Raw genomic sequence first — 22,349 nt, 5'->3', positions numbered from 1 at the left:
ACTGCCGCCCCCACCGCCCCGGCGTGTCCGCCGGGGCGGTGTTTTTTCGTCCTGTTCAGGTACCGGGCAGGAGGCCGACCACGGCGTACCCTGCCGCCTATGTGCGGAATTGTGGGTTACGTAGGAGCGCAATCTGCGCTCGATGTGGTCATCGCCGGACTCAAGCGGCTGGAATACCGCGGCTACGACTCGGCGGGCGTCGCCGTGCTCGCGGACGGGAAACTCTCCTCCGCGAAGAAGGCCGGAAAGCTCGTCAACCTGGAGAAGGAACTGGTCGGGCACCCGCTGCCGGCCGGGTCCACGGGCCTGGGGCACACGCGGTGGGCGACCCACGGCGGGCCCACCGACGTCAACGCGCACCCCCATCTCGACAACGCGGGCCGCGTGGCCGTCGTGCACAACGGGATCATCGAGAACTTCGCCGAGCTGCGCGCCGACCTGGCCGAGCGCGGGCACCGCCTGGAGTCCGAGACGGACACCGAGGTGGTCGCCCACCTGCTGGCGGAGCGGTTCGAGGTCTGCGGGGACCTCACCGAGGCCATGCGGCAGGTGTGCCGGCTCCTCCAGGGGGCGTTCACGCTGGTCGCGGTGCACGCCGACCAACCGGACGTGGTGGTCGGGGCGCGCCGCAACTCGCCCCTGGTGGTGGGCGTCGGGGAGAACGAGAACTTCCTGGCCTCCGACGTGGCCGCCTTCATCGCCCACACCCGATCCGCGATCGAGCTGGGCCAGGACCAGGTCGTCGAACTGCGCCGCGACGGGGTCACGGTGACCAACTTCGACGGCTCGGTCGCGTCCGTGCGGGCGTACCACGTGGACTGGGACGCCTCGGCGGCCGAGAAGGGGGGGTACGACTACTTCATGCTCAAGGAGATCGCCGAGCAGCCGAAGGCCGTCGCCGACACCCTCCTGGGCCGCATCGACGCGAGCGGCCTGCTGACCCTCGACGAGGTGCGCATCCCGCCGTCCGTGCTGCGCGAGGTGGACAAGGTCGTGATCGTGGCCTGCGGTACGGCGTACCACGCGGGCATGATCGCGAAGCTGGCCATCGAGCACTGGACCCGCATCCCCTGCGAGACGGAACTCGCCAGCGAGTTCCGCTACCGCGATCCGATCCTCGACCAGCGGACGCTGGTGATCGCGATCTCGCAGTCCGGCGAGACCATGGACACCCTGATGGCGCTGCGCCACGCGCGCGAGCAGGGCGCCAAGGTACTGGCCGTCTGCAACACGAACGGCTCGACGATCCCGCGCGAATCGGACGCCGTGCTGTACACGCACGCCGGCCCGGAGGTGGCCGTCGCCTCGACGAAGGCGTTCCTCACGCAGCTGGTGGCCTGCTACCTGGTGGCGCTGTACCTCGGGCAGGTGCGGGGAACCAAGTGGGGCGACGAGATCGAGTCGGTGATCCGGGAGCTGTCGGACATCGCGGCGGCCGTGGACACCGTCCTGGAGACGATGGAGCCGGTACGGCAGCTCGCGCGCTCGCTCGCCGACAAGAACACCGTGCTCTTCCTCGGCCGGCACGTCGGCTACCCGGTGGCGCTGGAGGGCGCGCTCAAGCTCAAGGAACTGGCGTACATGCACGCCGAGGGCTTCGCGGCGGGCGAGCTGAAGCACGGTCCGATCGCGCTGATCGAGCCGGACCTGCCGGTGGTGGTGGTCGTGCCGTCGCCGCGCGGACGTTCCGTGCTGCACGACAAGATCGTGTCGAACATCCAGGAGATCCGGGCGCGCGGTGCGCGGACGATCGTCATCGCGGAGGAGGGCGACGAGGCGGTGGTCCCGTACGCCGACCACCTGATCCGGATCCCGGCGACGCCCACGCTGCTCCAACCGCTGGTGGCGACCGTTCCGTTGCAGGTGTTCGCGTGCGAGCTGGCGACGGCGCGCGGCAACGAGGTGGACCAGCCGCGTAACCTCGCCAAGTCGGTGACCGTGGAGTGAGCCAAGCCCGCGGGCGCCGATCCGTCGCCGCGGTGGCGACGGGGGAACACGGGCTGCGTGGGAGTGGTGGGCGTCGTGATTGTCGGTGTGGGGATTGACGTTGCCGAGATCGAGCGGTTCGGCGCCGCGCTGGAGCGAACGCCGAACCTGGCCCGACGGCTCTTCCTCGACTCCGAGTTGACGCTGCCGAGCGGCGAGCGGCGCGGCACCGCCTCGCTCGCCGCCCGGTTCGCGGCCAAGGAGGCGCTGGCCAAGGCGCTCGGCGCGCCCAGTGGACTGCTGTGGACCGACGCCGAGGTGTACGTGGAGGACACGGGACAGCCCCGGCTGCGGGTGTCGGGGACCGTCGAGGCCCGGGCGCTGGCCCTGGGGGTGAAGTCCTGGCACATCTCGCTCAGCCACGACGCCGGCGTCGCGTCGGCCGTGGTGATCGCCGAGGGGTAGGTCGGCTCTTCCGGCTCTTCCGGCTCGCACGGGGCTCTTGCGGCTCGCACGGGCTCTTCCGGCTCCTGACGGGCCCGGGAGCCGGGGCCCGAGCCGGGTTTTCGGGCAGGCTGGTGCCATGCGTACTGCTTACAGCGTGGAGACCGTACGGGCCGCCGAGCGCGAGCTGATGGCCGGGTTGCCGCAGGGCGCCCTGATGCTGCGGGCGGCGGCCGGACTGGCCGCCGTGTGCGCGGGCCTGCTGACACGGCGTCGGGGCAAGGTCTACGGGGCGCGGGTCGTGCTGCTCGTCGGCCCCGGTGACAACGGCGGCGACGCCCTGTACGCCGGCGCCCGGCTGGCCCGGCGCGGCGCCGGGGTGACGGCGGTGCCGATGGACCCCGCCCGGGTGCACCCGGGCGGGCTCGCCGCGCTGCTGGCCGCGGGGGGCCGGGTGGCGTCGGCCGTCCCGGAGCGCGCCGACCTGGTCGTGGACGGGCTCCTCGGGATCGGCGGGCGGGGCGGACTGCGCCCGGCGGCCGCCGCGCTGGTGGAACGGATCCCGACGGGCGCCGTGGTGGTCGCCGTGGACCTGCCGAGCGGGGTCGACGCGGACACCGGGGAGGTGGCGGGGCCGGCCGTGCGGGCCGACGTCACGGTCACGTTCGGAGCGCACAAGCCCGGCCTGCTCATCGACCCCGGAGCCGCGCTGGCCGGGGTGGTGCGGCCGGTGGACATCGGGCTCGCGCTGCCCGCACCGGAGCTGGAGGCCCTGCAACACGCCGACGTGGCCCGGCTGCTGCCGGAACCCACGGCCGAGAGCGACAAGTACCGGCGCGGTGTCGTGGGCATCGTCGCCGGCTCCGCGCGCTACCCGGGCGCGGCGGTACTGGCCGTGGCCGGCGCGCTGCGCGGTGGCGCGGGCGCGGTGCGGTACGTGGGCCCGGCGGCGGACGCGGTGCTCGCCCGGTACCCGGAGACGCTGATCGGGCCGGGCCGGGTGCAGGCGTGGGTGGTCGGGCCGGGGCTGGGGGACGCGCGGGCCGACGAGGTCGAGGGCGTACTGGCGCAGTCCGACGTACCGGTACTGGTCGACGCCGACGGGCTGCGCGGCCTGGACCCCGAGGTGCTGCGCGGGCGGTCTGCGGCGACCCTGCTGACCCCGCACGCGGGGGAGGCGGCGGCGCTGCTGGGCGTGTCCCGGGAGGAGGTGGAGGCCGGGCGGCTGGCGGCGGTGCGCGCGCTGGCACGCCGCTACGGCGCCTCGGCCCTGCTGAAGGGCTCCACGACGCTGATCGCCTCCGACGGCGATCCGGTCGTCCGGGTGAACCCGACGGGGACGCCGTGGCTGGCGACCGCGGGCAGCGGCGACGTGCTGTCCGGGGTGGCGGGGTCGCTGCTGGCGGCGGGCCTGTCCGGGGCGGACGCCGGGGCCGTGGCGGCGTACCTGCACGGACTCGCCGGCCGCTTCGCCTCCGACGGGGCGCCGGTCCTCGCGCAGCAGGTGGCGGACGCGGTGCCGAGGGCCTGGCGGGACGTCCGGTCCGCGTGACGCCGCGCCCGTTCGGCCGCCGACGCGCGGGGGCCCGTTCGCACCCCGACACGCGGGGGAGCGGAGGCCCCGGGGGGTTCTGAGAGACTGTGCGGGATGAACGAGACACCGACGCGCGCCTACGCCGAGATCGACCTTGCCGCCGTGCGGAGCAACGTGCGCGCGCTGCGCGAGCGGGCGCCCCGGGCCGCGCTGATGGCCGTCGTCAAGTCGGACGGCTACGGGCACGGGGCCGTGCCCTGCGCCCGCGCCGCCCTGGAGGCCGGGGCGACCTGGCTCGGGACCGCCACGCCCGAGGAGGCGCTCGCGCTGCGCGCGGCCGGCATCGAGGCGCGGATCCTGTGCTGGCTGTGGACGCCCGGCGGGCCCTGGCGGGAGGCCGTCGAGGCCGACGTGGACGTCGCGGTCAGCGGGATGTGGGCGTTGGAGGAGGTACGGGAGGCCGCGCGCGCGGCCGGTCGCACCGCGCGGATCCAGCTCAAGGCCGACACGGGGCTCGGGCGCAACGGCTGCCAGCCCGCCGACTGGGCCGAACTGGTCGGCGCCGCCGTCGCCGCGCAGGCGGAGGGGACCGTCGACGTCACCGGCGTCTGGTCGCACCTCGCCTGCGCCGACGAGCCCGGACACCCCTCGATCGCGCTCCAGCTCGCCGCGTTCCGCGACATGCTCGCGTACGCCGAGAAGGAGGGCGTCGAGCCCGAGGTGCGGCACATCGCCAACTCGCCCGCCACGCTCACGCTGCCGGAGACCCACTTCGACCTGGTGCGCTGCGGGATCGCCGTGTACGGCGTGTCGCCGGCGCCCGAGTTGGGCACCCCGGCCCAACTGGGGCTGCGGCCCGCGATGTCCCTGAAGGCGTCCGTCGCGCTCGTGAAGAGCGTCCCCGCCGGCCACGGAGTCAGCTACGGGCACCACTACGTGACGGACCGGGAGACCCGACTGGCCCTGATCCCCACGGGCTACGCCGACGGTGTACCGCGCCACGCCTCCGGCTCGGGCCCGGTCCTGGTGGGCGGCGAGATCCGGCGGGTGGCCGGGCGGGTGGCCATGGACCAGTTCGTCGTCGACATCGGCGACGCCGACGTCGCGGCCGGCGATCCGGCGATCCTCTTCGGCCCCGGTGACCTGGGCGAACCCACCGCGGAGGACTGGGCTCAAGCGGCGCACACGATCGCGTATGAGATCGTCACCCGTATCGGGGGGCGCGTGCCCCGGGTGTACCGCAACGGCTGAGTGAGGACGGCGACGGCGTGAGCGAGAACTGGCGCAAGGCCGGCTGGGCCGGAGCCGCGATCGGTGTGATGGCCGCCGGCGCGGCGGCCGGTGTCGCCGTCGAACGGATCACGGTGGGCCGCGGCATCCGGATGAAGGCCCGGCTGGCCCTCGACGCCGCCGGGGACTACGGCTCCCTGCGCGGCACCGAGGGGACCGCCCGGGCCGAGGACGGCACCGAGCTGTACTACGAGGTCGACGAGCTGCCCGCGGAGGACCCGGGCAAGCGGCGCCGGCTGCGCCGCAGGACCCCGCCGGCGGTCACCGTCGTCTTCTGCCACGGCTACTGCCTGGGCCAGGACTCCTGGCACTTCCAGCGGGCCGCCCTGCGCGGCGTGGTCCGCGCCGTGTACTGGGACCAGCGCAGCCACGGCCGCAGCATGCGCGGCCTCGCCCAGGCCGCCGGCGAACCCGTCACCATCGACCAGCTCGGCCGCGACCTCAAGGCCGTCCTTGACGCCGCCGCCCCCGAGGGGCCGCTGGTGCTGGTCGGGCACTCCATGGGCGGCATGACCATCATGGCGCTGGCGGAGCAGTTCCCGGAGCTGGTGCGCGACCGCGTCCTCGGGGTGGCGCTGGTCGGCACCTCCAGCGGTCTGCTCGGCGAGGTGACGTACGGGCTGCCCGCGGTCGGGATGGGCGCCGTGCGCCGGTTGCTGCCCGGGGTGCTCAAGGTGCTCGGCTCGCAGGTGGAGCTCGTGGAGCGGGGCCGGCGGGCGACCGCGGACCTCTTCGCGGGCATGATCAAGCAGTACTCGTTCGGGTCGCGGGACGTGGACCCGGGCGTCGCGCGGTTCGCCGAGCGGCTGATCGAGGCGACGCCGATCGACGTGGTCGCCGAGTTCTATCCGGCGTTCCAGATCCACGACAAGACCGCCGCGCTCCAGCGGTTCGCGGGGATCCCCGTCACCGTGATCGCGGGCGACCGGGACATGATCACCCCGGCGGAGCACAGCGTCGCCATGAAGGAGGCCCTGCCGGCCGCCGAACTGGTGGTCCTGGAGAACACCGGGCACCTGATGATGCTGGAGCGCCCGGAGATCGTGACCGGGCTGCTGACCGGGCTGCTGGCCCGCACCGGAGCCGTGCCGGACACGGGATCCGAAGCCGCTAACGTTGGCGGGCATGGAAGAAGCACCGCGGGAAGCGCAGCGCAGCCAGGCTCCTGAGGCCGGCGCCGCCACCGAGACCCTGATCACCGTCGACTCGCCCGAATCCATGCAGGAACTGGGCCGTCGCGTCGCCGCCCTGCTGCGCCCCGGCGACCTGGTCCTGCTGACCGGCGAACTCGGCGCCGGCAAGACCACCCTCACCCGGGGCCTGGGCGAGGGCCTGGGCGTGCGCGGGGCCGTGACCTCGCCGACCTTCGTGATCGCCCGGGTGCATCCCTCGCTGGTCGGCGGCCCGGCGCTGGTGCACGTGGACGCGTATCGGCTCGGCGGCGGCCTGGACGAGATGGAGGACCTCGACCTCGACGTCTCGCTGCCCGAGTCCGTGGTCGTCGTGGAGTGGGGCGACGGGAAGGTCGAGGAGCTCTCCGACGACCGGCTGCACGTGGTGATCGCCCGGGCGGTGGGGCACGAGGAGGTCCTGGACGACGTACGCCGGGTCACGGTGCGCGGCATCGGATCGCGCTGGGCGGACGCCGGGCTCGCGGGGCTCGCCGAGGCGACCGGGCGGGTGGATCGAGCCGCGCGGTAAAAGGTACCGACAACTCGTCGGGAAAACGTTGCGCCGGTGGGTGCGCTCGTGGTGACATGGTAGCGAGCGCTGGTTAGGTTTACCTAAGTAAGGCGTCCCGGGCCCGTCCAGGAGGCATCCATGTCGGCAGTAGGAGCAGCAGCGGGAGCGGAGCGAACCGCCCGCACGGTCGTGTCCATGCGGGCCCTGCTCGCCTCGTGCGCGGCCGCCACGGCCGTCTCGACGCCGCCCTCGTGGGAACCGGCCTCCCAGGCGCCCGGGAACACGGAACAGGCCGCTCCGGAGTCCGAAGCGGCCTGATTCCCACATACGGGTGAAACGGGCGGACCCACGGGCGGGTCGGGGAACGCGGGTCCCGGGTCGGGGCACGCGGGCCCGGGTCAGGGAACGCGGGTCCCGGGTCAGGGAACGACGACGACCTTCGAGTTGATCGTCGCGAACGTCCACATCACGTCACCGTCGAGCCGCGACATGCGGATGCCGCCGGTCTTCTTGGCCGGGTCCGGCGCCGGCGTCTTGCCGTCCACCCGGGCGCTGAACCCGATCGAGACGCCGTCCACGCTCGCGAACCGCACCACGTGCTCGATCGGCGCCCCGTCCGAGCCGGGCACCGCGCCCGCCCGGGAACCGACGACGTAGGTGCCCGCCGCCGGGTGCACCGTGCTCGGCATCACCGTGAAGGTCTTCGCCGCGCGACCGTCCGCGGCCACCAGCCAGACCCGCTTCCCGGACACCGAGTACACGACGCGCTCGCCCGTGCCCGAGCCCTCCGGCACGGCCGTGGCCTTCGCCGGGTCCTGCTTGGCGGGGGACTGGCTCGGAGCGCCGGACGCCGGTGCCTGCGGGGAGGCCTTCACGGGGTGCGCGGGCGCCGTCGCGGAGGCCTGGTAGCCGAGGAAGCCGACGGCGGCGAGCGCCGCCACGGTGAGCCCGGCCACGATTCCCGAGCTGCTGCGTGCCACCTTGCTCCACCTCTCCGCGCGGTCCTGAAAGCGTTGTGCCGAACGATCCGACCGGGCCTGCCCCGGGGCGTTCGGACGGTACCTCGCGGTACCCCGGTCGAAAGGTAGCAGTCAGGGTGCCCGGCGACCGGCCGCAAGGGCCCGGGGCCCCGGAGTCGTAGGCTGTTCGCGTGCTCTTGCTCGCTGTAGATACCGCCACGCCCGCCGTCACCGTCGCCCTGCACGACGGCGAGTCCGTCCTCGCCGAGTCGAACCAGGTCGACGCCCGCCGCCACGGGGAGCTGCTGCTGCCCTCCGTCGACAAGGTGCTCGCCGAGGCCGGGCTGAGGCTCGACGCCGTCACCGGCATCGTCGTCGGCGTCGGCCCCGGCCCCTACACGGGACTCCGTGTCGGCCTCGTGACCGCCTCCACCTTCGCCTCCGTCCTCGGCGTCCCCGTCCACGGCCTGTGCACCCTCGACGGGCTCGCGTACGCCGCGGGCGCCGCCGGCATCGAGGGCCCCTTCGTCGTCGCCACCGACGCGCGGCGCAAGGAGGTCTACTGGGCCCGCTACGAGGACCCGCGCACCCGCGTCGGCGAACCCGCCGTGGACCGCCCGGCCGAGATCGCCGAACAGGTCGCGGGCCTGCCCTCCGTCGGCCAGGGCGCCGTGCTCTACCCGGACGTCTTCACCGACGCGCGGAGCCCCGAGCACCAGTCCGCCGGCGCCCTCGCGGCCTTGGCCGCGGAACGACTGGCGGCCGGGGCGGAGTTCCTGCCCCCGACGCCGTTGTACCTGCGCCGCCCCGACGCCCAGGTGCCCAAGAACTACAAGGTGGTCACCCCGCAGTGACGGCCCCGACCGTGGTGCTGCGCGACATGCGCTGGTGGGACATCGAACCGGTGCTGGAGCTGGAGCACGAGCTCTTCCCCGAGGACGCCTGGTCCGCCGGGATGTTCTGGTCCGAACTCGCCCACGCACGCGGCCCGCACGCCACCCGCCACTACGTGGTCGCCGAGGACGGGGCCGGCCGACTGGTCGGCTACGCCGGACTGGCCGCGGCCGGCGACTTGGGCGACGTACAGACCATCGCGGTCGCCCGCGAACAGTGGGGCACCGGTCTCGGCGCCCGGCTGCTCACCGACCTGCTCCGCGCCGCGACCGCCTTCGAATGCGCGGAAGTGCTCCTGGAGGTACGCGTGGACAACACGCGGGCCCAGAAGCTCTACGAGCGATTCGGCTTCGAGCCCATCGGATTCCGACGCGGCTACTACCAACCGGGCAACGTCGACGCGCTCGTCATGCGCCTCGCCGACCCCGCGAACTCCCTGAGCTCCGCACAACCCGTGAGAAGTGAGTCCCATGGCTGACGAACCCCTCGTCCTCGGCATCGAGACGTCCTGCGACGAGACCGGCGTCGGCGTCGTCCGCGGCACCACCCTGCTGGCGGACGCCATCGCGTCGAGCGTCGACGAGCACGCCCGCTTCGGCGGGGTCGTCCCCGAGGTCGCCTCCCGGGCCCACCTGGAGGCGATGGTGCCCACCATCGAGCGCGCCCTGAAGGAGGCCGGGGTCAGCGCCCGCGACCTCGACGGCATCGCCGTCACCGCGGGCCCGGGCCTCGCCGGCGCCCTGCTGGTCGGCGTCTCGGCGGCGAAGGCCTACGCGTACGCCCTGGGCAAGCCGCTGTACGGGGTGAACCACCTGGCCTCGCACATCTGCGTCGACCAGCTCGAACACGGCCCGCTGCCGGAACCGACCATGGCCCTGCTGGTCTCCGGCGGGCACTCCTCGCTGCTCCTGGCCCCGGACATCACCACCGACGTACGGCCGCTCGGCGCGACCATCGACGACGCGGCGGGCGAGGCCTTCGACAAGATCGCGCGGGTGCTCCAGCTGGGCTTCCCCGGCGGCCCGGTCATCGACCGGCTCGCACGCGAGGGCGACCCGAAGGCGATCAACTTCCCGCGCGGACTGACCGGGCCCCGCGACGCGGCGTACGACTTCTCCTTCTCCGGGCTCAAGACGGCCGTGGCCCGCTGGATCGAGGCGAAGCGGAAGGCCGGCGAGGACGTGCCGGTGCGCGACGTGGCGGCCTCCTTCCAGGAGGCCGTCGTGGACGTGCTGACCCGCAAGGCGATCCGCGCCTGCAAGGACGAGGGCGTCGACCACCTGATGATCGGCGGCGGTGTCGCGGCCAACTCCCGGCTCCGCTCACTGGCACAGGAGCGCTGCGACGACGCGGGGATCGTGCTGCGGGTGCCGCGGCCGAAGCTGTGCACGGACAACGGCGCGATGGTCGCGGCGCTGGGCGCGGAGATGGTCAAGCGGAACCGGCCGGCCTCGGACTGGGACCTGTCCGCGGACTCCTCGCTGCCGGTGACGGAACCGCACGTGCCGGGGACGGCGCACGACCACGACCACGGCGGCCACGGACACTCCCACTCCCACGGGCACTCCCACGACCACGTGCACGAGCTGAGCAAGGACAACCTCTACTCGTGAGCACCGTGACGCTGATGTGGGAGGCCCGCGCCGTCGCCGGGCGGGCCAACGAGCTGCTGGAGTGGGCCCGTTCCCGGGTCCTGGCCCGCGAACCGCTGCGCCGCGAGGTGTTCCGCGCCGCCCAGGACCGGGTGCTGGTGCTCACCTGGTGGGACGCCCCCGAGGGGGCGTCGGCGGAACTCCCCGAACTGCCGGAGCCGGACGCGGACCTGATCACCCGGGCGGTGCACCGCTGGCGGTTCGAGTCGGTGGAGGTCACGGGCGGCTGAGCCGGGACGGGGGCCGCACGGGGCGGGGTCGGTGCGGCGGCGGCCCGGTGGGCCCGCCGGCCCGGTGGCGGCTCCCGCGTCCGTCCAGGCCGCCTCCGGCGGTCCTGGAGCGGGCCCCGCTACGGTCGTGCGCATGCCTCGACGTGACCTGCCTCCTCCGCCCCCGCCCGCGCACCTGCGCGAGTGGCTGGACGAGTCCGTCGTACGGGCGGACCGCGCGCGCTCCCTGGCGGAACTCGTCCGGCACAACCTGGGCATCGAACGGCTCCTGCTGCTCTGGGCCGTCGCGGCCGTCTTCGCGCTCGGCTGGTCCTTCGTCGGCATGGCCCTGATGGCCTTCGAGGAGGGCGGCCCCCTCGCCCGCGCCCTCGGCCTCGTCTTCGCCGCCCTCGCCGCCGGCGTGCTGGTGTCCGGCGGCATCTGGTTCGGCCGGGGCGCCCGACTGGATCGGCGGATACGGCAACTGCAGTGCGCCTGGGCGGCATCGGACCGCGACCCGGCCGCCGACCGCCGGCTGCGCGCCCCCGGCCGGAGCCTGGCCTGGCTGCTGTCCTCCCTCGCCCTGGGCGCGCTCGGGCTCCGGGTGACCTTCGGGGCGGCGGCCGGGACCCGGCCGGGGGAGGGCGCGTACGCGGAACTCGTCCTCACGATGGGACTCGGCCTGATCCTGTGGGTCACCGCCCTGCTGGGCCTCGGCAAGGCCGGCGCCCACTACCGCTGGGCGCTGTGCGCCCTGCGACCCGCCGGACCCGCCGGGCGGTCCGCGTCGTACGGGCGACGGATCAGTCCCGGGGCGCCGGCGCGCCGATCAGCATCGACGGGGCGCCCGCCACGCGCGTCAGGAACACGGTCGCGGAGTTCGGGCCCTGCGGTTTGACCTTCCTGCGCAGCTCCTCGGGCTCGATCGCCGAGCCCCGCTTCTTCACGGTCAGGACGCCCACCCCGCGCTCGCGCAGCAGGGCCTTGAGCTTCTTGAGGCCGAAGGGCAGGACGTCGGTGATCTCGTACGCGGTCGCGTACGGGGTCGCGCGCAGCTCGTCGGCGGTGATGTAAGCGATGGTCGGGTCGATGAGCCGGCCGTCCAGTTCCTCGGCGACCTCCGCGACCAGATGGGCGCGGATCACGGCGCCGTCGGGCTCGTACAGCCAGCGCCCGACCGGTCCGGCCTCCGGGTCGGGCAACGGGTCGGCGGTCTCCAGCGCGCGCGGTCCGGGCAGCAGGGTGGCGCGCACGGTGCCGGGCGAGGTCCCGAACCACAGCACCGCCTCCTTCACGTCGCCCTGGTCGGAGATCCACTCGGCCTCCGCCTCGGCGGGCACGGCCTCGTGCGGGATCCCGGGAGCGATCTTGATCGCCGCGTACCGGGCGGCCCGAGCGGCCTCCACGGCCCAGGAGAGCGGCGGCGAGTAGCCCTCGGGGTCGAAGATCCTCCCGCGGCCGCCGCGCCGGGCCGGGTCGATGAAGACGGCGTCGTACCCGGTGGTGTCCACGTCCGTCACGTCGGCTTCCCGGACCTCGATCAGGTCCGCCAGCCCCAGCGCCTCGGCGTTGGCCCGTGCCACGGCGACGGTCAGCGGGTCGTGGTCCACGGCCAGCACCCGGATCCCGAGGCGGGCCAGGGCCAGGGCGTCGCCGCCGATGCCGCAGCACAGGTCGGCGACGCCGCGCACGCCCAGGGCGGCGAGCCGCTCGGCGCGGTACCCGGCCACCGACGCGCGGGTGGCCATCTCGCCGCCGCCGGGCGTGAAGTACATCCGGAACGCGTCCTCGGCCCCGAACTTCGCGACGGCCCGCTGCCGCAGCCGGGCCTGACCGAGCGCGGCGGAGACCAGCGCGGCCGGGTGCTCGCGGCGCAGCCGGGTGGCGAGGGCGAGCTCCTGGGCGGGGTCGTGGTCGCGGAGCGAGGCGAGGAGGGCGTCGCCCTCGGGGGTGAGCAGTGCGGCGAAGTCTTCGGGGGTCACCGGTTCATTGTGGGCCAGTCGATGGAAGGTCCGGATCCGGTCGAGGTGTCGCCGGGGACGCGCCGGGTGGTGCTGTAAGGATCCGGCGTTATGCAGCCTGTACGACAAAAGGGAAATAAGACGCAACAAGGTCACCGGTCAGCGGCGCGTCCGCGCGGCCGGTACGGCGTGGCCCTCGCCGCGCTGCTGGTCGCCGCCCTCGGCACGGCGTGCAGCTCCACGGAATCGGGCCCCGCCACCAAGCCCAGGACCGGCGCCGAGGGCGCCGCGGGCGCACTCGTGAACCCCGCCGAGCGGGCCAAGGCCGCCCAGCAGGCCCGGGTCGCCGCGGCGAAGCGCTGGGGCCTGGCGAAGGTCCCGCTGGTCGCGCCGGCGCCGCCCAAGGTGAAGCCGGAGATCACCACACGGGACGGCTTCGAGGTCGAGGACCAGTCGGAGTACCCGCCGGTCTTCACCACGGTCCCCACCGAGGAGAAGGTCGTCTTCCTGACGGTCGACGACGGGGCCGAGAAGGACCCCGAGTTCCTGAAGATGATGAAGGAACTCAAGATCCCGTACACGGCGTTCCTCAGCGACTACGTCGTGAAGGACAACTACCCGTATTTCAAGGAGATGCAGGCCGCCGGCGTCACCCTGAACAACCACACGCTCAACCACCGCTACATGCCCGCGCTCTCCTACGAGCAGCAGCGCGAGGAGATCTGCGGCCAGCAGGACACGATCCAGAAGCAGTTCGGCAAGCGGCCGAGCCTCTTCCGGCCGCCGTACGGCAACTACAACCAGGACACGCTGCGCGCGGCCAAGTCCTGTGGCATCAAGGCGGTCCCGCTGTGGAACGCCGAGGCCTTCCCCAACCGCATGGACTGGCGCGAATGGGACCGGGACCTGCACGCGGGCGACATCATCCTCACGCACTTCCGCGGCAAGGAGGATTGGAAGGCCACCATGACCGACATGGTGCGCCACACCCTGAAGACGGTCACGGACAAGGGCTTCGCCATCGGCCGCCTGGAGGACTACGTCTGATCCCCGTCGCCTGATCCCCGTCGACCGATCGGCGTCGACCGATCCGCGTCGACCGACGAGCGGTACGCGTGCGGAATCCCTCCCCGCGGGGAAACCGGCTCCGCACGCCTCCGTCGTACCACCGGCACCGTGCGTTTCGGCCGCCCCGACTGGTCATATCAGCGGAATATCCCCATCCGGGTATAGATTCCGCACGTGCGTATGACTTTCAAACACCCTTCCCGTACTGCTCCTTCAGGGGGCGCGCGTCACTTCGGCGGTCGTTCCCTCGGCCCCGCCGCCCGCCGAGGTCTGGCCGGGGCGCTCGCGGTCGGCGCCCTCGTGGCGTCGCTGGCGGGATGCGGCAACAGCGTGGAGCCCATCGAACGACTGGGCCGCAAGACCAAGCCGGAGACGGGTGCCGCCTCCCCGTCCGCCTCGGCCCCCGTGTCCAGTGCCCCCGCCGGAGCGCCCGCGACACCGGAGCAGCCCTACCGGAAGTGGGGTCTGAAGGCCCCGGTCGCGTACGCGCCCAAGCCGGCGCAGAAGCCCCGACTCCCCAAGCCCGCCCCGGGCAGGCCGGCGCTGGTGGACCGGATACCCGTGGCCCCCTCCGAGAAGGTCGTCTTCCTGACCTTCGACGACGGAGCGGAGAAGAACCCCGAGTTCCTGAAGATGGCGGCCGACCTGAAGCTGCCGATCGGCATGTTCCTGACGGACAACGTGGCCTCGTCCGACTACGGGCACTTTCAGGCCCTGCGCGACAACGGCAGCGGCAGCACGATCAACAACCACACCCTGACCCACCCCAACCTCCGGACCCTGTCCTACGCGGGGCAGAAGAAGGAGATATGCGGGCAGCAGGAACGCCTGGCGAAGCGGTTCGGCGCCAAGCCGACGCTCTTCCGGCCGCCGTTCGGAAACTACAACGACGACACCCTCAAGGCCGCCTCCGAGTGCGGCATATCGACGGTCGTCCTCTGGCGGGCGTCGATGCAGATCAACGACTTCCAGTACGCCGAGGGCTCCGCCCTCAAACCGGGCGACATCATCCTGGCCCACTTCCGCGGCCCCTCGGAGCTCAAGGGCTCCACCGAGATCGAGATGACGACCCGGATGCTCAAGCGCATCCAGGAGCAGGGCTACGCGATAGGCCGCCTGGAGGACTACCTGTAGGCGGTCCCCACGGGAACGGACCGCACGGAGCCGGACACCCGCGGGCGGGCCACGGCGGCCGACCACCCAAAGGCCGACCCACCCGCGGGCGGGCCACGCGGGAACGGACCGCACTCAGCCGGCTCGGGGCCGACCCACCCGCGGGTGGGCTACCCGGGGGCGCCGGCCCCCGTCGTGGCCCGGTCCGCCGGGTCCGCCACCACCACCGGGGTGATCGTCGTCTCCACCGGGCCGCGGGCGTCCGCCTCGCGTTGGCGTTCCGCGCTGTCGCTGATCCGCAGCAGCAGGGCGATCATGATCCAGTTGGCCAGGAGCGACGAGCCGCCCTTCGCCAGGAACGGCAGCGCCTTGCCCGTCAGCGGGATCAGGCCCGTCACGCCGCCCGCCACCACGAAGACCTGGAGCGCCAGCGCCGCCGACAGGCCCACCGCCAGCAGCTTGCCGAACGGGTCGCGCGCGGCCAGCGCCATCCGCAGGCCCCGCTGGACGAGGAGCGCGTACAGGAGCAGTACCGCCATCACCCCGGCCAGGCCGAGTTCCTCGCCCACCGTGGTCAGGATGAAGTCGCTGCGCCCCGCGAACGCGATCAGTTCGGGGTGGCCCATGCCGAGACCGGTGCCGGTGACGCCGCCCGTGCCGAAGCTGAACAGCGCCTGCGCGGACTGGTCCGAGACGACCCCCGGCGGCCGGTCCTTCCAGTAGTAGGAGAGCGGATTCAGCCAGGCGGCCACCCGCCCCTTCACGTGCGGTTCGGTCGAGCCCACCACGAAGGCGCCGACCGAGGCCATCAGCACCCCGCAGACGATCCAGCTGGTGCGCTCGGTGGCGACGTACAGCATGACCACGAACACGCCGAAGAAGATCAGCGACGTACCCAGGTCGCGTTCGAAGACGAGCACCAGCATGGACAGGATCCACACGGTGATGATCGGTCCGAGCTGTCGCATGGGGGGCAACCGGACGCCCAGGAACCGCCGGCCCGTCAGCGCCAGCGAGTCCCGGTGGATCACGAGGTAGCCCGCGAAGAAGATCGCGATCATGATCTTGACGAACTCGCCGGGCTGGAGCGAGAAGCCGCCGACGACGATCCAGCGCTTCGCGCCGTACGTGTCGGCCGGCGAGAACACCGGGGCGATCAACAGCACCAGCGCCACGGCCATCGTGATGTAGATGAACCGTTGCAGCAGCCGGTGGTCGCGCAGCAGCGCCACCACGAGGATGCAGGCGGCGACCCCGACCACCGTCCACAGCAGTTGGCCGGGGGCGTTCGCGTCCGAGTTGTACCGCTCGATGTACCCCTGGTCGAGCCGGTGGAGCAGGACCAGCCCCAGCCCGGTCAGCAGCATGGCGAGCGGGAAGATCAACGGATCCGCGTACGCCGCGAACCGGCGGATGCCCAGGTGCCCCACCAGCGACAGCAGCGACAGGCTGATGACGAAGCCGGTGAGGTTGCGCGGCAGCTCGTCGTTCATCGCCAGGCTCGCCGAGCAGTGGCCGAGCACGGCGATGCCGACGACGAGGACGAGGAGGAACGCCTCGGTGCGGCGGCGCGCGCCCGCCTCCGTCAGGGGCCTCAGTCCACGCACGGGACGCCGCCACCGTCGATCTTCTCCGGCTGTGAGGGCCCGGGAGACGGCGGTGCGGGCGGAGGTGAAGACGGTGGGGCCGACGCGCCCGGTCCGGAGGGAGCGACGCCCGGTGCGCTCGGACTCGCGGCTGCCTTGGGTCCGATCTGCTCGGCAATGAGGCGCTTTATCTTCATATCATCTACGACGTTGATGTCCCCGTCATGGTTCCTTGCGAAGCCCTCGACGGGGAGTGTCGAGAATTGCACTTTCCCGCCGGACAGGTTCTTGGCCTGCTTCACGAACGACAGCAGATCCCAGCCGGCGTCGGTCACCACGTCCTCCTTCGCCGCGTCGACCAGCCTGATCAACTTCACCGGGTCCGTGAAGGTGCCCGCCTCGTTCAGCTTCTTCGTCGCGCCCGCCAGAAACGCCTGCTGCCGCTTCGTCCGGTCCAGGTCACCGCCCGGCAGCCCGTGCCGCTGCCGCACGAAGGCCAGGGACTGCTGCCCGTTCAGCGTCTGCGGGCCTGCGGGGAAGTCCGCCCCGGAGTACCTGTCCTTCACCGCCTTGTTCAGACACACCGGCACCCCGCCCAGGGCCTTGGCCAAGTGGTGGAAACCGGCCAGGTTCAGCTCGGCGAAGTGATCGACCGGCACGCCCAGGAACGTCCGTACGGTCTCGATCTCGGCCTTGCGTCCCGCCTCCCGGCCCTCCCGCTCCAACCGCCGCCGGTCCTTGACCCCCTCGCCCGCGAGCTGTTCCTCGCGCAGCGCCTTCGCCCGTCCGTAGGCCTCCTTGATCTTGGCCTTGCCGGCGGCCGTGCCCGGCGCCCGGCCCGGCATCCCGCGCAGTTCCACGTAGTCGTCGCGCGGGATCGAGAACGCCCGGGCCCGGCTCCCGTCGCCGGGCACGTGGAGCAGGATCAGGGTGTTGGTGTTGTATCCGCCGATGTCGGAACTGCCCGCGTGCAGCTTGTCGAGGACCGAGTCCGGGAGCGGGTCGCCGTTCTGGTCGCGCCGGCTGTCCAGCCCCATGAGGAGGATGTTCGTGTCACCGTGCGCCGACTTCTCCGCTCCCTCCAGGGCCTTGGAACTGCCGATGCTCGACGACAGATCCCGGTAGACGTACCAGGCGGCGCCGCCGGCCAGGACCGTCAGCACACAGCCGGCGGTCAGCAGGGTGCGGCCGAGGCGGTGCCGCCTCGGCAGGCGGCGGCTGGTCTTCCTGCGGTGCGCGCTCATGCCTGTCGATGCTGGGGGAGCCCCGCTGAAGGAAACCTGAGGATCCTGAAGCCGCCTTCAGGCCGGGCCTGCTCCGGGACCGGGGACGCCGCCTCTCAAGCCGGGCCGAAACCGTGCCCCGGGCCGAAACCGTGCCCCGGGCCGGCTCCGGGACCCGGGATCCGGAGCACGAGGCGGGCGCCACCGCCCGGGGCGCTCGCCGCCCGGACGTCACCGCCGTGGGCGCGGGCGATCTCGCGGGCGATGGGCAGGCCCAGGCCCGTGCCGCCGCTCGCCCGCCCCCGGTCCGCGTCCAGCCGGACGAACCGCGCGAACACCCGCTCCCGGTCCGCCTCCGCGATCCCCGGGCCGTCGTCGGACACCTCCAGCACCCGCCACGCCCCGTCCGAGGCCGCCCGTACGACGACCCCCGCACGGGCGTGGCGCAGCGCGTTGTCCACCAGGTTGGCCAGCGCCCGCTCCAGCCGCGCCGGATCCCCGTACCCGGGTACGGCCGCCCCCGCCTCCAGCCGTACCGGCACCCGGGGCGCCGGTCTGCGCGCCACGTCCTCCGCCGCCAGCAGTGCCAGGTCCAGCGGTTCGGACCGGGGCGGCGGACCGCCGTCGAGGCGGGCCAGCAGCAACAGGTCCGCCGCGATCCGCTGGAGCCGCTCGGTGTCGGCCAACGCGGCCGCCACCGAGGCCCGGTCGGGCCGGTCGAGGGCCACCTCCAGCCGGGACCGCACGGCCGCGAGGGGGTTGCGCAGCTCGTGCGAGGCGTCCGCCGTGAACTGCCGCTGCCGGGCGTCGGAACGCTCCAACCGGTCGAGGGTGTCGTTGACGGTCCGGGCGAGCCGCGCGATCTCGTCGGCCCCGCCCGGATCCGGGACCCGGCGACCCGGCTCGCTCGCGGTGACGGCCGCCAACCCGGTGCGGATCGCCGTGACCGGGCGCAGCGCCTGCCCCGTCACCCACCAGGCCAGCGCCGCCGCGAAGGCGATCAACGGGGGCGCGCCGGCGAGCAGCCCGACCCCGATGGCCCGCGTCGCGTCGTCCACGTCGCGCAGGACGGTCATGGCGTACACGGTGTACGGGCCCTCGCCCCCGGGCGGCCCGGGGGAGCGGACCACCACCGCCACGCCCCGCTCCGAACCGGCGCGCCCCAAGGGCACCACGGCCGATCGGGAGTCCTCCCCGGCCGCCGGGCGCAGCCCGTCGAAGTCCGGGGTGCCGCGCGGATCCCGGCTGCCGGCGACGGTCCGCCCGGCCGCGTCCCGGACGAGGACCAGGTCCACCCCGCCCTCGGGTGCGGCCAGTCGGCCGCCGGGCGGCAGGGTCCGGGTGTCGAGCTGCGCGACGACCTTCCGCGCGGCCAGCTCCGTGCGCCCGGTGGTGTTGTCGAGCAGGTTGGCCCGCAGCAGCGTGTACAGCCACAGCCCGCCGGCGCCGAGCACCGCGGCCATGGCGAGGGCGGCGGCCGCCGCCGCCCGGGCCCGGAGGGTCCTAACCACCGTCGGGTGCCATCCGGTAGCCGGTCCCGTGCACGGTGAGGATGGAGCGGCGCCCGAACGGCGCGTCGATCTTCCGGCGCAGCGAGGACACGTACACCTCGACGATGTTCGGGTCGATGGCGTGCGGGACGTCCCAGACCTCGTCGAGGATGTCCTGCTTGGCGACCGCCCGGCCCGGCTGCTGCATCAGGCAGGCGAGCACGCCGAGTTCGCGCGCGGTGAGTTCGATGTCCCGCTCGCCGCGCCGGCAGCGCCGCCCGGACGGATCCAGGACGAGATCGCCCGCCCGCAGGACGCCGACCCGCGGGGTGCCGGCGCGGCGGGCGAGCGCGCGCAGCCGCGCGGCCAGCACGACGAACGAGAACGGCTTGGTGAGGTAGTCGTCGGCGCCCGCGTCGAGCCCGTCGGCCTCGTCGTGCTCGCCGTCCTTGGCGGTCAGCATCAGGACGGGCGTGCGGTCGCCGTGGGCGCGCAGGCGGGTGCAGATCTCGTGGCCGCCGAGACCGGGGAGCATCAGGTCGAGGAGCACGGCGTCGTACGGGCCGCCGGTGAGCGCGAGGTCGAGGCCGCGGTGTCCGTCGTGGGCGACCTCGACCCAGTGACCGTCGGCGGACAGGCCGAGCCGCAGGGACTCGGCCAGCCCCTCTTCGTCTTCGACCACCAGGATGCGCACGGCTCAAGCGTCACATATCGGTCGCCGGAGCCGATGTCGGGCCCGTAGCCGGGCCCGGCGCAGGGGTGTCGGGCGACCCTGAGACAGCCGGCGCCGGCGCCGGCGCGGTCGCGGTCGCGGAACCGGGCCGGACCTCCGGGCCCCGGGCCGCGACGGGCCGCGCGGGCGAGGCCGCGCGGGTCCCGGAGGCCGAAGTCGAGGACGATCACGCCGAACGCCTGCCCGAGGGGCAAGTCGGGCGACTTCCGAGGGAGTCGGCACAGGGGCCCGGACGCCCCGCCCGCAGGGCCGGCGGGCTCCGGGCGGGCGGCTGGAAGCGCGCCTCGCCGAGAGGCAAATTGGCACTCCGCTTGACCGAGTGCTAATCGCCGGAATAGTGTCGCACCTGGCACTCGCCCCTGGTGAGTGCCAACACAGCGACAGGCAGGTCCGGCACCCGCGACGACGGATCGACCTGGTCGCCACCTCAGACAGTTAACCCCGGATCTCCGAAGGGGGAGGTCGGATCGTGACGACCACCAGCTCCAAGGTTGCCATCAAGCCGCTCGAGGACCGCATCGTGGTCCAGCCGCTCGACGCCGAGCAGACCACGGCTTCCGGCCTGGTCATCCCGGACACCGCGAAGGAGAAGCCCCAGGAGGGCGTCGTCCTCGCGGTCGGTCCGGGTCGCTTCGAGGACGGCCAGCGTCTCCCGCTGGACGTCAGCGTCGGCGACATCGTGCTGTACAGCAAGTACGGCGGCACCGAAGTGAAGTACAGCGGCGAGGAGTACCTCGTCCTCTCGGCTCGCGACGTACTCGCGATCGTCGAGAAGTAAGTCGAACGAAGCAGGCAAGAGGAGCGATCCTCTTCCTCTTCACCAGTTTTGCTTTGAGCTGCGCCCCTGGTCACCCCGCTGATTGCCGGGCGGCGAGGGGCGCAGTTCGTTGAACCCGAGTTATCGAGAGGGCTGAACCGCTTCCATGCCGAAGATTCTGAAGTTCGACGAGGACGCCCGTCGTGCCCTTGAGCGCGGCGTCAACAAGCTTGCCGACACGGTCAAGGTGACGATCGGCCCCAAGGGCCGCAACGTCGTCATCGACAAGAAGTTCGGCGCCCCCACCATCACCAACGACGGTGTCACCATCGCCCGCGAGGTCGAGCTGGACGACCCGTACGAGAACCTGGGCGCGCAGCTCGTGAAGGAGGTGGCGACCAAGACCAACGACATCGCGGGTGACGGCACCACCACCGCCACCGTGCTGGCCCAGGCGCTGGTCCGCGAGGGTCTGCGCAACGTCGCCGCCGGCGCCTCCCCGGCCGCCCTGAAGAAGGGCATCGACGCCGCCGTCAAGGCCGTGTCCGAGGAGCTCCTCGCGACCGCGCGTCCGATCGAGGACAAGTCCGACATCGCCGCCGTGGCCGCGCTCTCCGCGCAGGACACCCAGGTCGGCGAGCTCATCGCCGAGGCGATGGACAAGGTCGGCAAGGACGGTGTCATCACCGTCGAGGAGTCCAACACCTTCGGCCTGGAGCTGGAGTTCACCGAGGGCATGGCCTTCGACAAGGGCTACCTCTCGCCGTACATGGTCTCCGACCAGGAGCGTATGGAGGCCGTCCTCGACGACCCGTACATCCTGATCAACCAGGGCAAGATCTCCTCCATCCAGGACCTCCTGCCGCTGCTGGAGAAGGTCATCCAGGCCGGCGCCTCGAAGCCGCTGCTGATCATCGCCGAGGACGTCGAGGGCGAGGCGCTCTCCACCCTCGTCGTCAACAAGATCCGCGGCACCTTCAACGCGGTCGCCGTCAAGGCCCCCGGCTTCGGTGACCGTCGCAAGGCGATGCTCCAGGACATGGCCACCCTCACCGGTGCCACCGTCATCGCCGAGGAGGTCGGCCTCAAGCTCGACCAGGCCGGTCTGGACGTACTGGGCACCGCGCGTCGCGTGACCATCTCCAAGGACGACACCACCATCGTCGACGGTGGCGGCAGCTCCGAGGAGGTCCTCGGTCGCGTCAACCAGATCAAGGCCGAGATCGAGTCCACGGACTCGGACTGGGACCGCGAGAAGCTCCAGGAGCGCCTGGCGAAGCTCGCCGGTGGCGTCTGCGTCATCAAGGTCGGCGCCGCCACCGAGGTGGAGCTCAAGGAGAAGAAGCACCGCCTCGAGGACGCCATCTCGGCGACCCGCGCCGCGGTCGAGGAGGGCATCGTCTCCGGCGGTGGCTCCGCCCTCGTCCACGCCGTGAAGGTGCTCGAGGGCAACCTCGGCCTCTCCGGCGACGAGGCCACCGGTGTCTCCGTGGTCCGCCGCGCCGCCGTCGAGCCGCTCCGCTGGATCGCCGAGAACGCCGGTCTCGAGGGCTACGTCATCACCGCGAAGGTGGCCGAGCTCGACAAGGGCCAGGGCTTCAACGCCGCCACCGGCGAGTACGGCGACCTGGTCAAGGCCGGCGTCATCGACCCGGTCAAGGTCACCCGCTCCGCGCTGGAGAACGCCGCTTCCATCGCCTCGCTGCTGCTCACGACCGAGACCCTGGTCGTCGAGAAGCCGGCCGAGGAAGAGGGCGACGCCGGTCACGGCCACGGTCACGGCCACAGCCACTGAGGTTGAGCCGCAGGGTGCCCGCCGCTTCGGCG

The 22,349-nt window shown here is 72.9% G+C and carries 22 protein-coding genes; 16 read left to right on the top strand and 6 right to left on the bottom strand.

Annotated elements, in window-relative coordinates; translation table 11 throughout:
* Positions 1-99 precede the first annotated feature (99 nt).
* The 7 genes from glmS (at position 100) to ADK55_RS38015 (ending at position 7,195) form a co-directional block, all read left to right on the top strand.
* On the top strand, positions 100-1,947 hold the full coding sequence (gene glmS / locus ADK55_RS28020) for a glutamine--fructose-6-phosphate transaminase (isomerizing) (RefSeq protein WP_053682599.1): 1,848 nt from the start codon (positions 100-102) through the stop codon (positions 1,945-1,947).
* Between the two features lie 75 nt (positions 1,948-2,022).
* Positions 2,023-2,391: a holo-ACP synthase gene (locus ADK55_RS28015; RefSeq protein ID WP_053682671.1), complete on the top strand. Its 369-nt coding sequence runs from the start codon at positions 2,023-2,025 to the stop codon at positions 2,389-2,391.
* A 118-nt stretch (positions 2,392-2,509) separates the two neighbouring features.
* Positions 2,510-3,922 (top strand): bifunctional ADP-dependent NAD(P)H-hydrate dehydratase/NAD(P)H-hydrate epimerase, encoded by a 1,413-nt coding sequence (locus ADK55_RS28010; RefSeq protein ID WP_053682598.1) that lies wholly within the window; start codon positions 2,510-2,512, stop codon positions 3,920-3,922.
* Positions 3,923-4,018: 96 nt separating this feature from the next.
* A complete protein-coding gene (gene alr / locus ADK55_RS28005) occupies positions 4,019-5,155 on the top strand; it encodes an alanine racemase (RefSeq protein WP_053682597.1) in 1,137 nt (378 codons plus the stop codon).
* Positions 5,156-5,223: 68 nt separating this feature from the next.
* Complete coding sequence (locus ADK55_RS28000; protein WP_078999510.1) at positions 5,224-6,363, top strand: alpha/beta hydrolase; 1,140 nt, start codon at positions 5,224-5,226, stop codon at positions 6,361-6,363.
* Positions 6,320-6,895 (top strand): tRNA (adenosine(37)-N6)-threonylcarbamoyltransferase complex ATPase subunit type 1 TsaE, encoded by a 576-nt coding sequence (tsaE, locus tag ADK55_RS27995; RefSeq protein ID WP_078999505.1) that lies wholly within the window; start codon positions 6,320-6,322, stop codon positions 6,893-6,895. Before ADK55_RS28000 ends, tsaE begins: the two co-directional genes overlap by 44 nt.
* Before the next feature lie 120 nt (positions 6,896-7,015).
* A complete protein-coding gene (locus ADK55_RS38015) occupies positions 7,016-7,195 on the top strand; it encodes a hypothetical protein (RefSeq protein ID WP_107089329.1) in 180 nt (59 codons plus the stop codon).
* Between the two features lie 101 nt (positions 7,196-7,296).
* Here ADK55_RS38015 and ADK55_RS27990 read toward each other — a convergent pair whose 3' ends face one another.
* Positions 7,297-7,857: a hypothetical protein gene (locus ADK55_RS27990; RefSeq protein WP_053682595.1), complete on the bottom strand. Its 561-nt coding sequence runs from the start codon at positions 7,855-7,857 to the stop codon at positions 7,297-7,299.
* Positions 7,858-8,027: 170 nt separating this feature from the next.
* Between ADK55_RS27990 and tsaB the strand changes: the two genes are divergently transcribed.
* From tsaB to ADK55_RS38010, 5 genes are all read left to right on the top strand, one after another.
* On the top strand, positions 8,028-8,690 hold the full coding sequence (gene tsaB, locus ADK55_RS27985) for a tRNA (adenosine(37)-N6)-threonylcarbamoyltransferase complex dimerization subunit type 1 TsaB (protein WP_053682594.1): 663 nt from the start codon (positions 8,028-8,030) through the stop codon (positions 8,688-8,690).
* Positions 8,687-9,208: a ribosomal protein S18-alanine N-acetyltransferase gene (gene rimI / locus ADK55_RS27980; protein ID WP_053682593.1), complete on the top strand. Its 522-nt coding sequence runs from the start codon at positions 8,687-8,689 to the stop codon at positions 9,206-9,208. The genes tsaB and rimI overlap by 4 nt, the downstream gene beginning before the upstream one ends.
* Entirely contained in the window at positions 9,201-10,343 is a 1,143-nt protein-coding gene (gene tsaD / locus ADK55_RS27975; RefSeq protein WP_199826646.1) for a tRNA (adenosine(37)-N6)-threonylcarbamoyltransferase complex transferase subunit TsaD, read from the top strand. Before rimI ends, tsaD begins: the two co-directional genes overlap by 8 nt.
* The gene (locus tag ADK55_RS27970; RefSeq protein WP_234350282.1) at positions 10,340-10,612 is read left to right on the top strand and encodes a hypothetical protein; all 273 of its coding nucleotides are present in this window, start codon (positions 10,340-10,342) and stop codon (positions 10,610-10,612) included. The genes tsaD and ADK55_RS27970 overlap by 4 nt, the downstream gene beginning before the upstream one ends.
* A gap of 133 nt (positions 10,613-10,745) precedes the next feature.
* Positions 10,746-11,489 (top strand): hypothetical protein, encoded by a 744-nt coding sequence (locus ADK55_RS38010; protein WP_053682591.1) that lies wholly within the window; start codon positions 10,746-10,748, stop codon positions 11,487-11,489.
* On the opposite strand, the gene ADK55_RS27960 is transcribed toward ADK55_RS38010, so the two are convergent.
* Positions 11,395-12,573, bottom strand: coding sequence for a THUMP-like domain-containing protein (locus ADK55_RS27960; protein ID WP_107089328.1), 1,179 nt, complete (start codon positions 12,571-12,573; stop codon positions 11,395-11,397). The two genes, ADK55_RS38010 and ADK55_RS27960, sit on opposite strands and share 95 nt — an antisense overlap.
* Before the next feature lie 90 nt (positions 12,574-12,663).
* On the opposite strand from ADK55_RS27960, the gene ADK55_RS27955 reads away from it, so the two are divergent.
* Complete coding sequence (locus ADK55_RS27955) at positions 12,664-13,599, top strand: polysaccharide deacetylase family protein (protein ID WP_053682667.1); 936 nt, start codon at positions 12,664-12,666, stop codon at positions 13,597-13,599.
* Positions 13,600-13,800: 201 nt separating this feature from the next.
* Positions 13,801-14,754 (top strand): polysaccharide deacetylase family protein, encoded by a 954-nt coding sequence (locus ADK55_RS27950; protein ID WP_078999501.1) that lies wholly within the window; start codon positions 13,801-13,803, stop codon positions 14,752-14,754.
* A gap of 149 nt (positions 14,755-14,903) precedes the next feature.
* Here ADK55_RS27950 and ADK55_RS27945 read toward each other — a convergent pair whose 3' ends face one another.
* The 4 genes from ADK55_RS27945 to ADK55_RS27930 all read right to left on the bottom strand — a co-directional run bounded on the left by ADK55_RS27945 (position 14,904) and on the right by ADK55_RS27930 (position 19,726).
* Positions 14,904-16,340, bottom strand: a complete 1,437-nt coding sequence (locus tag ADK55_RS27945) for an FtsW/RodA/SpoVE family cell cycle protein (RefSeq protein ID WP_053682590.1) — start codon at positions 16,338-16,340, stop codon at positions 14,904-14,906.
* Complete coding sequence (locus ADK55_RS27940; protein ID WP_053682589.1) at positions 16,328-17,563, bottom strand: LCP family protein; 1,236 nt, start codon at positions 17,561-17,563, stop codon at positions 16,328-16,330. Before ADK55_RS27940 ends, ADK55_RS27945 begins: the two co-directional genes overlap by 13 nt.
* Before the next feature lie 95 nt (positions 17,564-17,658).
* Positions 17,659-19,053 (bottom strand): sensor histidine kinase, encoded by a 1,395-nt coding sequence (locus ADK55_RS27935; RefSeq protein WP_053682588.1) that lies wholly within the window; start codon positions 19,051-19,053, stop codon positions 17,659-17,661.
* The gene (locus tag ADK55_RS27930) at positions 19,046-19,726 is read right to left on the bottom strand and encodes a response regulator transcription factor (protein ID WP_053682587.1); all 681 of its coding nucleotides are present in this window, start codon (positions 19,724-19,726) and stop codon (positions 19,046-19,048) included. The genes ADK55_RS27935 and ADK55_RS27930 overlap by 8 nt, the downstream gene beginning before the upstream one ends.
* Positions 19,727-20,234: 508 nt before the next feature.
* On the opposite strand from ADK55_RS27930, the gene groES reads away from it, so the two are divergent.
* Together groES and groL are read left to right on the top strand one after the other, a co-directional pair.
* Positions 20,235-20,543 (top strand): co-chaperone GroES, encoded by a 309-nt coding sequence (gene groES / locus ADK55_RS27925; protein WP_053682586.1) that lies wholly within the window; start codon positions 20,235-20,237, stop codon positions 20,541-20,543.
* A 145-nt stretch (positions 20,544-20,688) separates the two neighbouring features.
* Positions 20,689-22,317: a chaperonin GroEL gene (gene groL / locus ADK55_RS27920; RefSeq protein ID WP_053682585.1), complete on the top strand. Its 1,629-nt coding sequence runs from the start codon at positions 20,689-20,691 to the stop codon at positions 22,315-22,317.
* Positions 22,318-22,349: the final 32 nt, after the last annotated feature.

Origin of the sequence: Streptomyces sp. WM4235, assembly GCF_001279725.1 — a bacterium.
In the GTDB taxonomy this organism is placed as follows: domain Bacteria; phylum Actinomycetota; class Actinomycetes; order Streptomycetales; family Streptomycetaceae; genus Streptomyces.
Note: the sequence above shows the minus strand (reverse complement) of the source record. Positions and strands in the feature narration are given on the sequence as shown.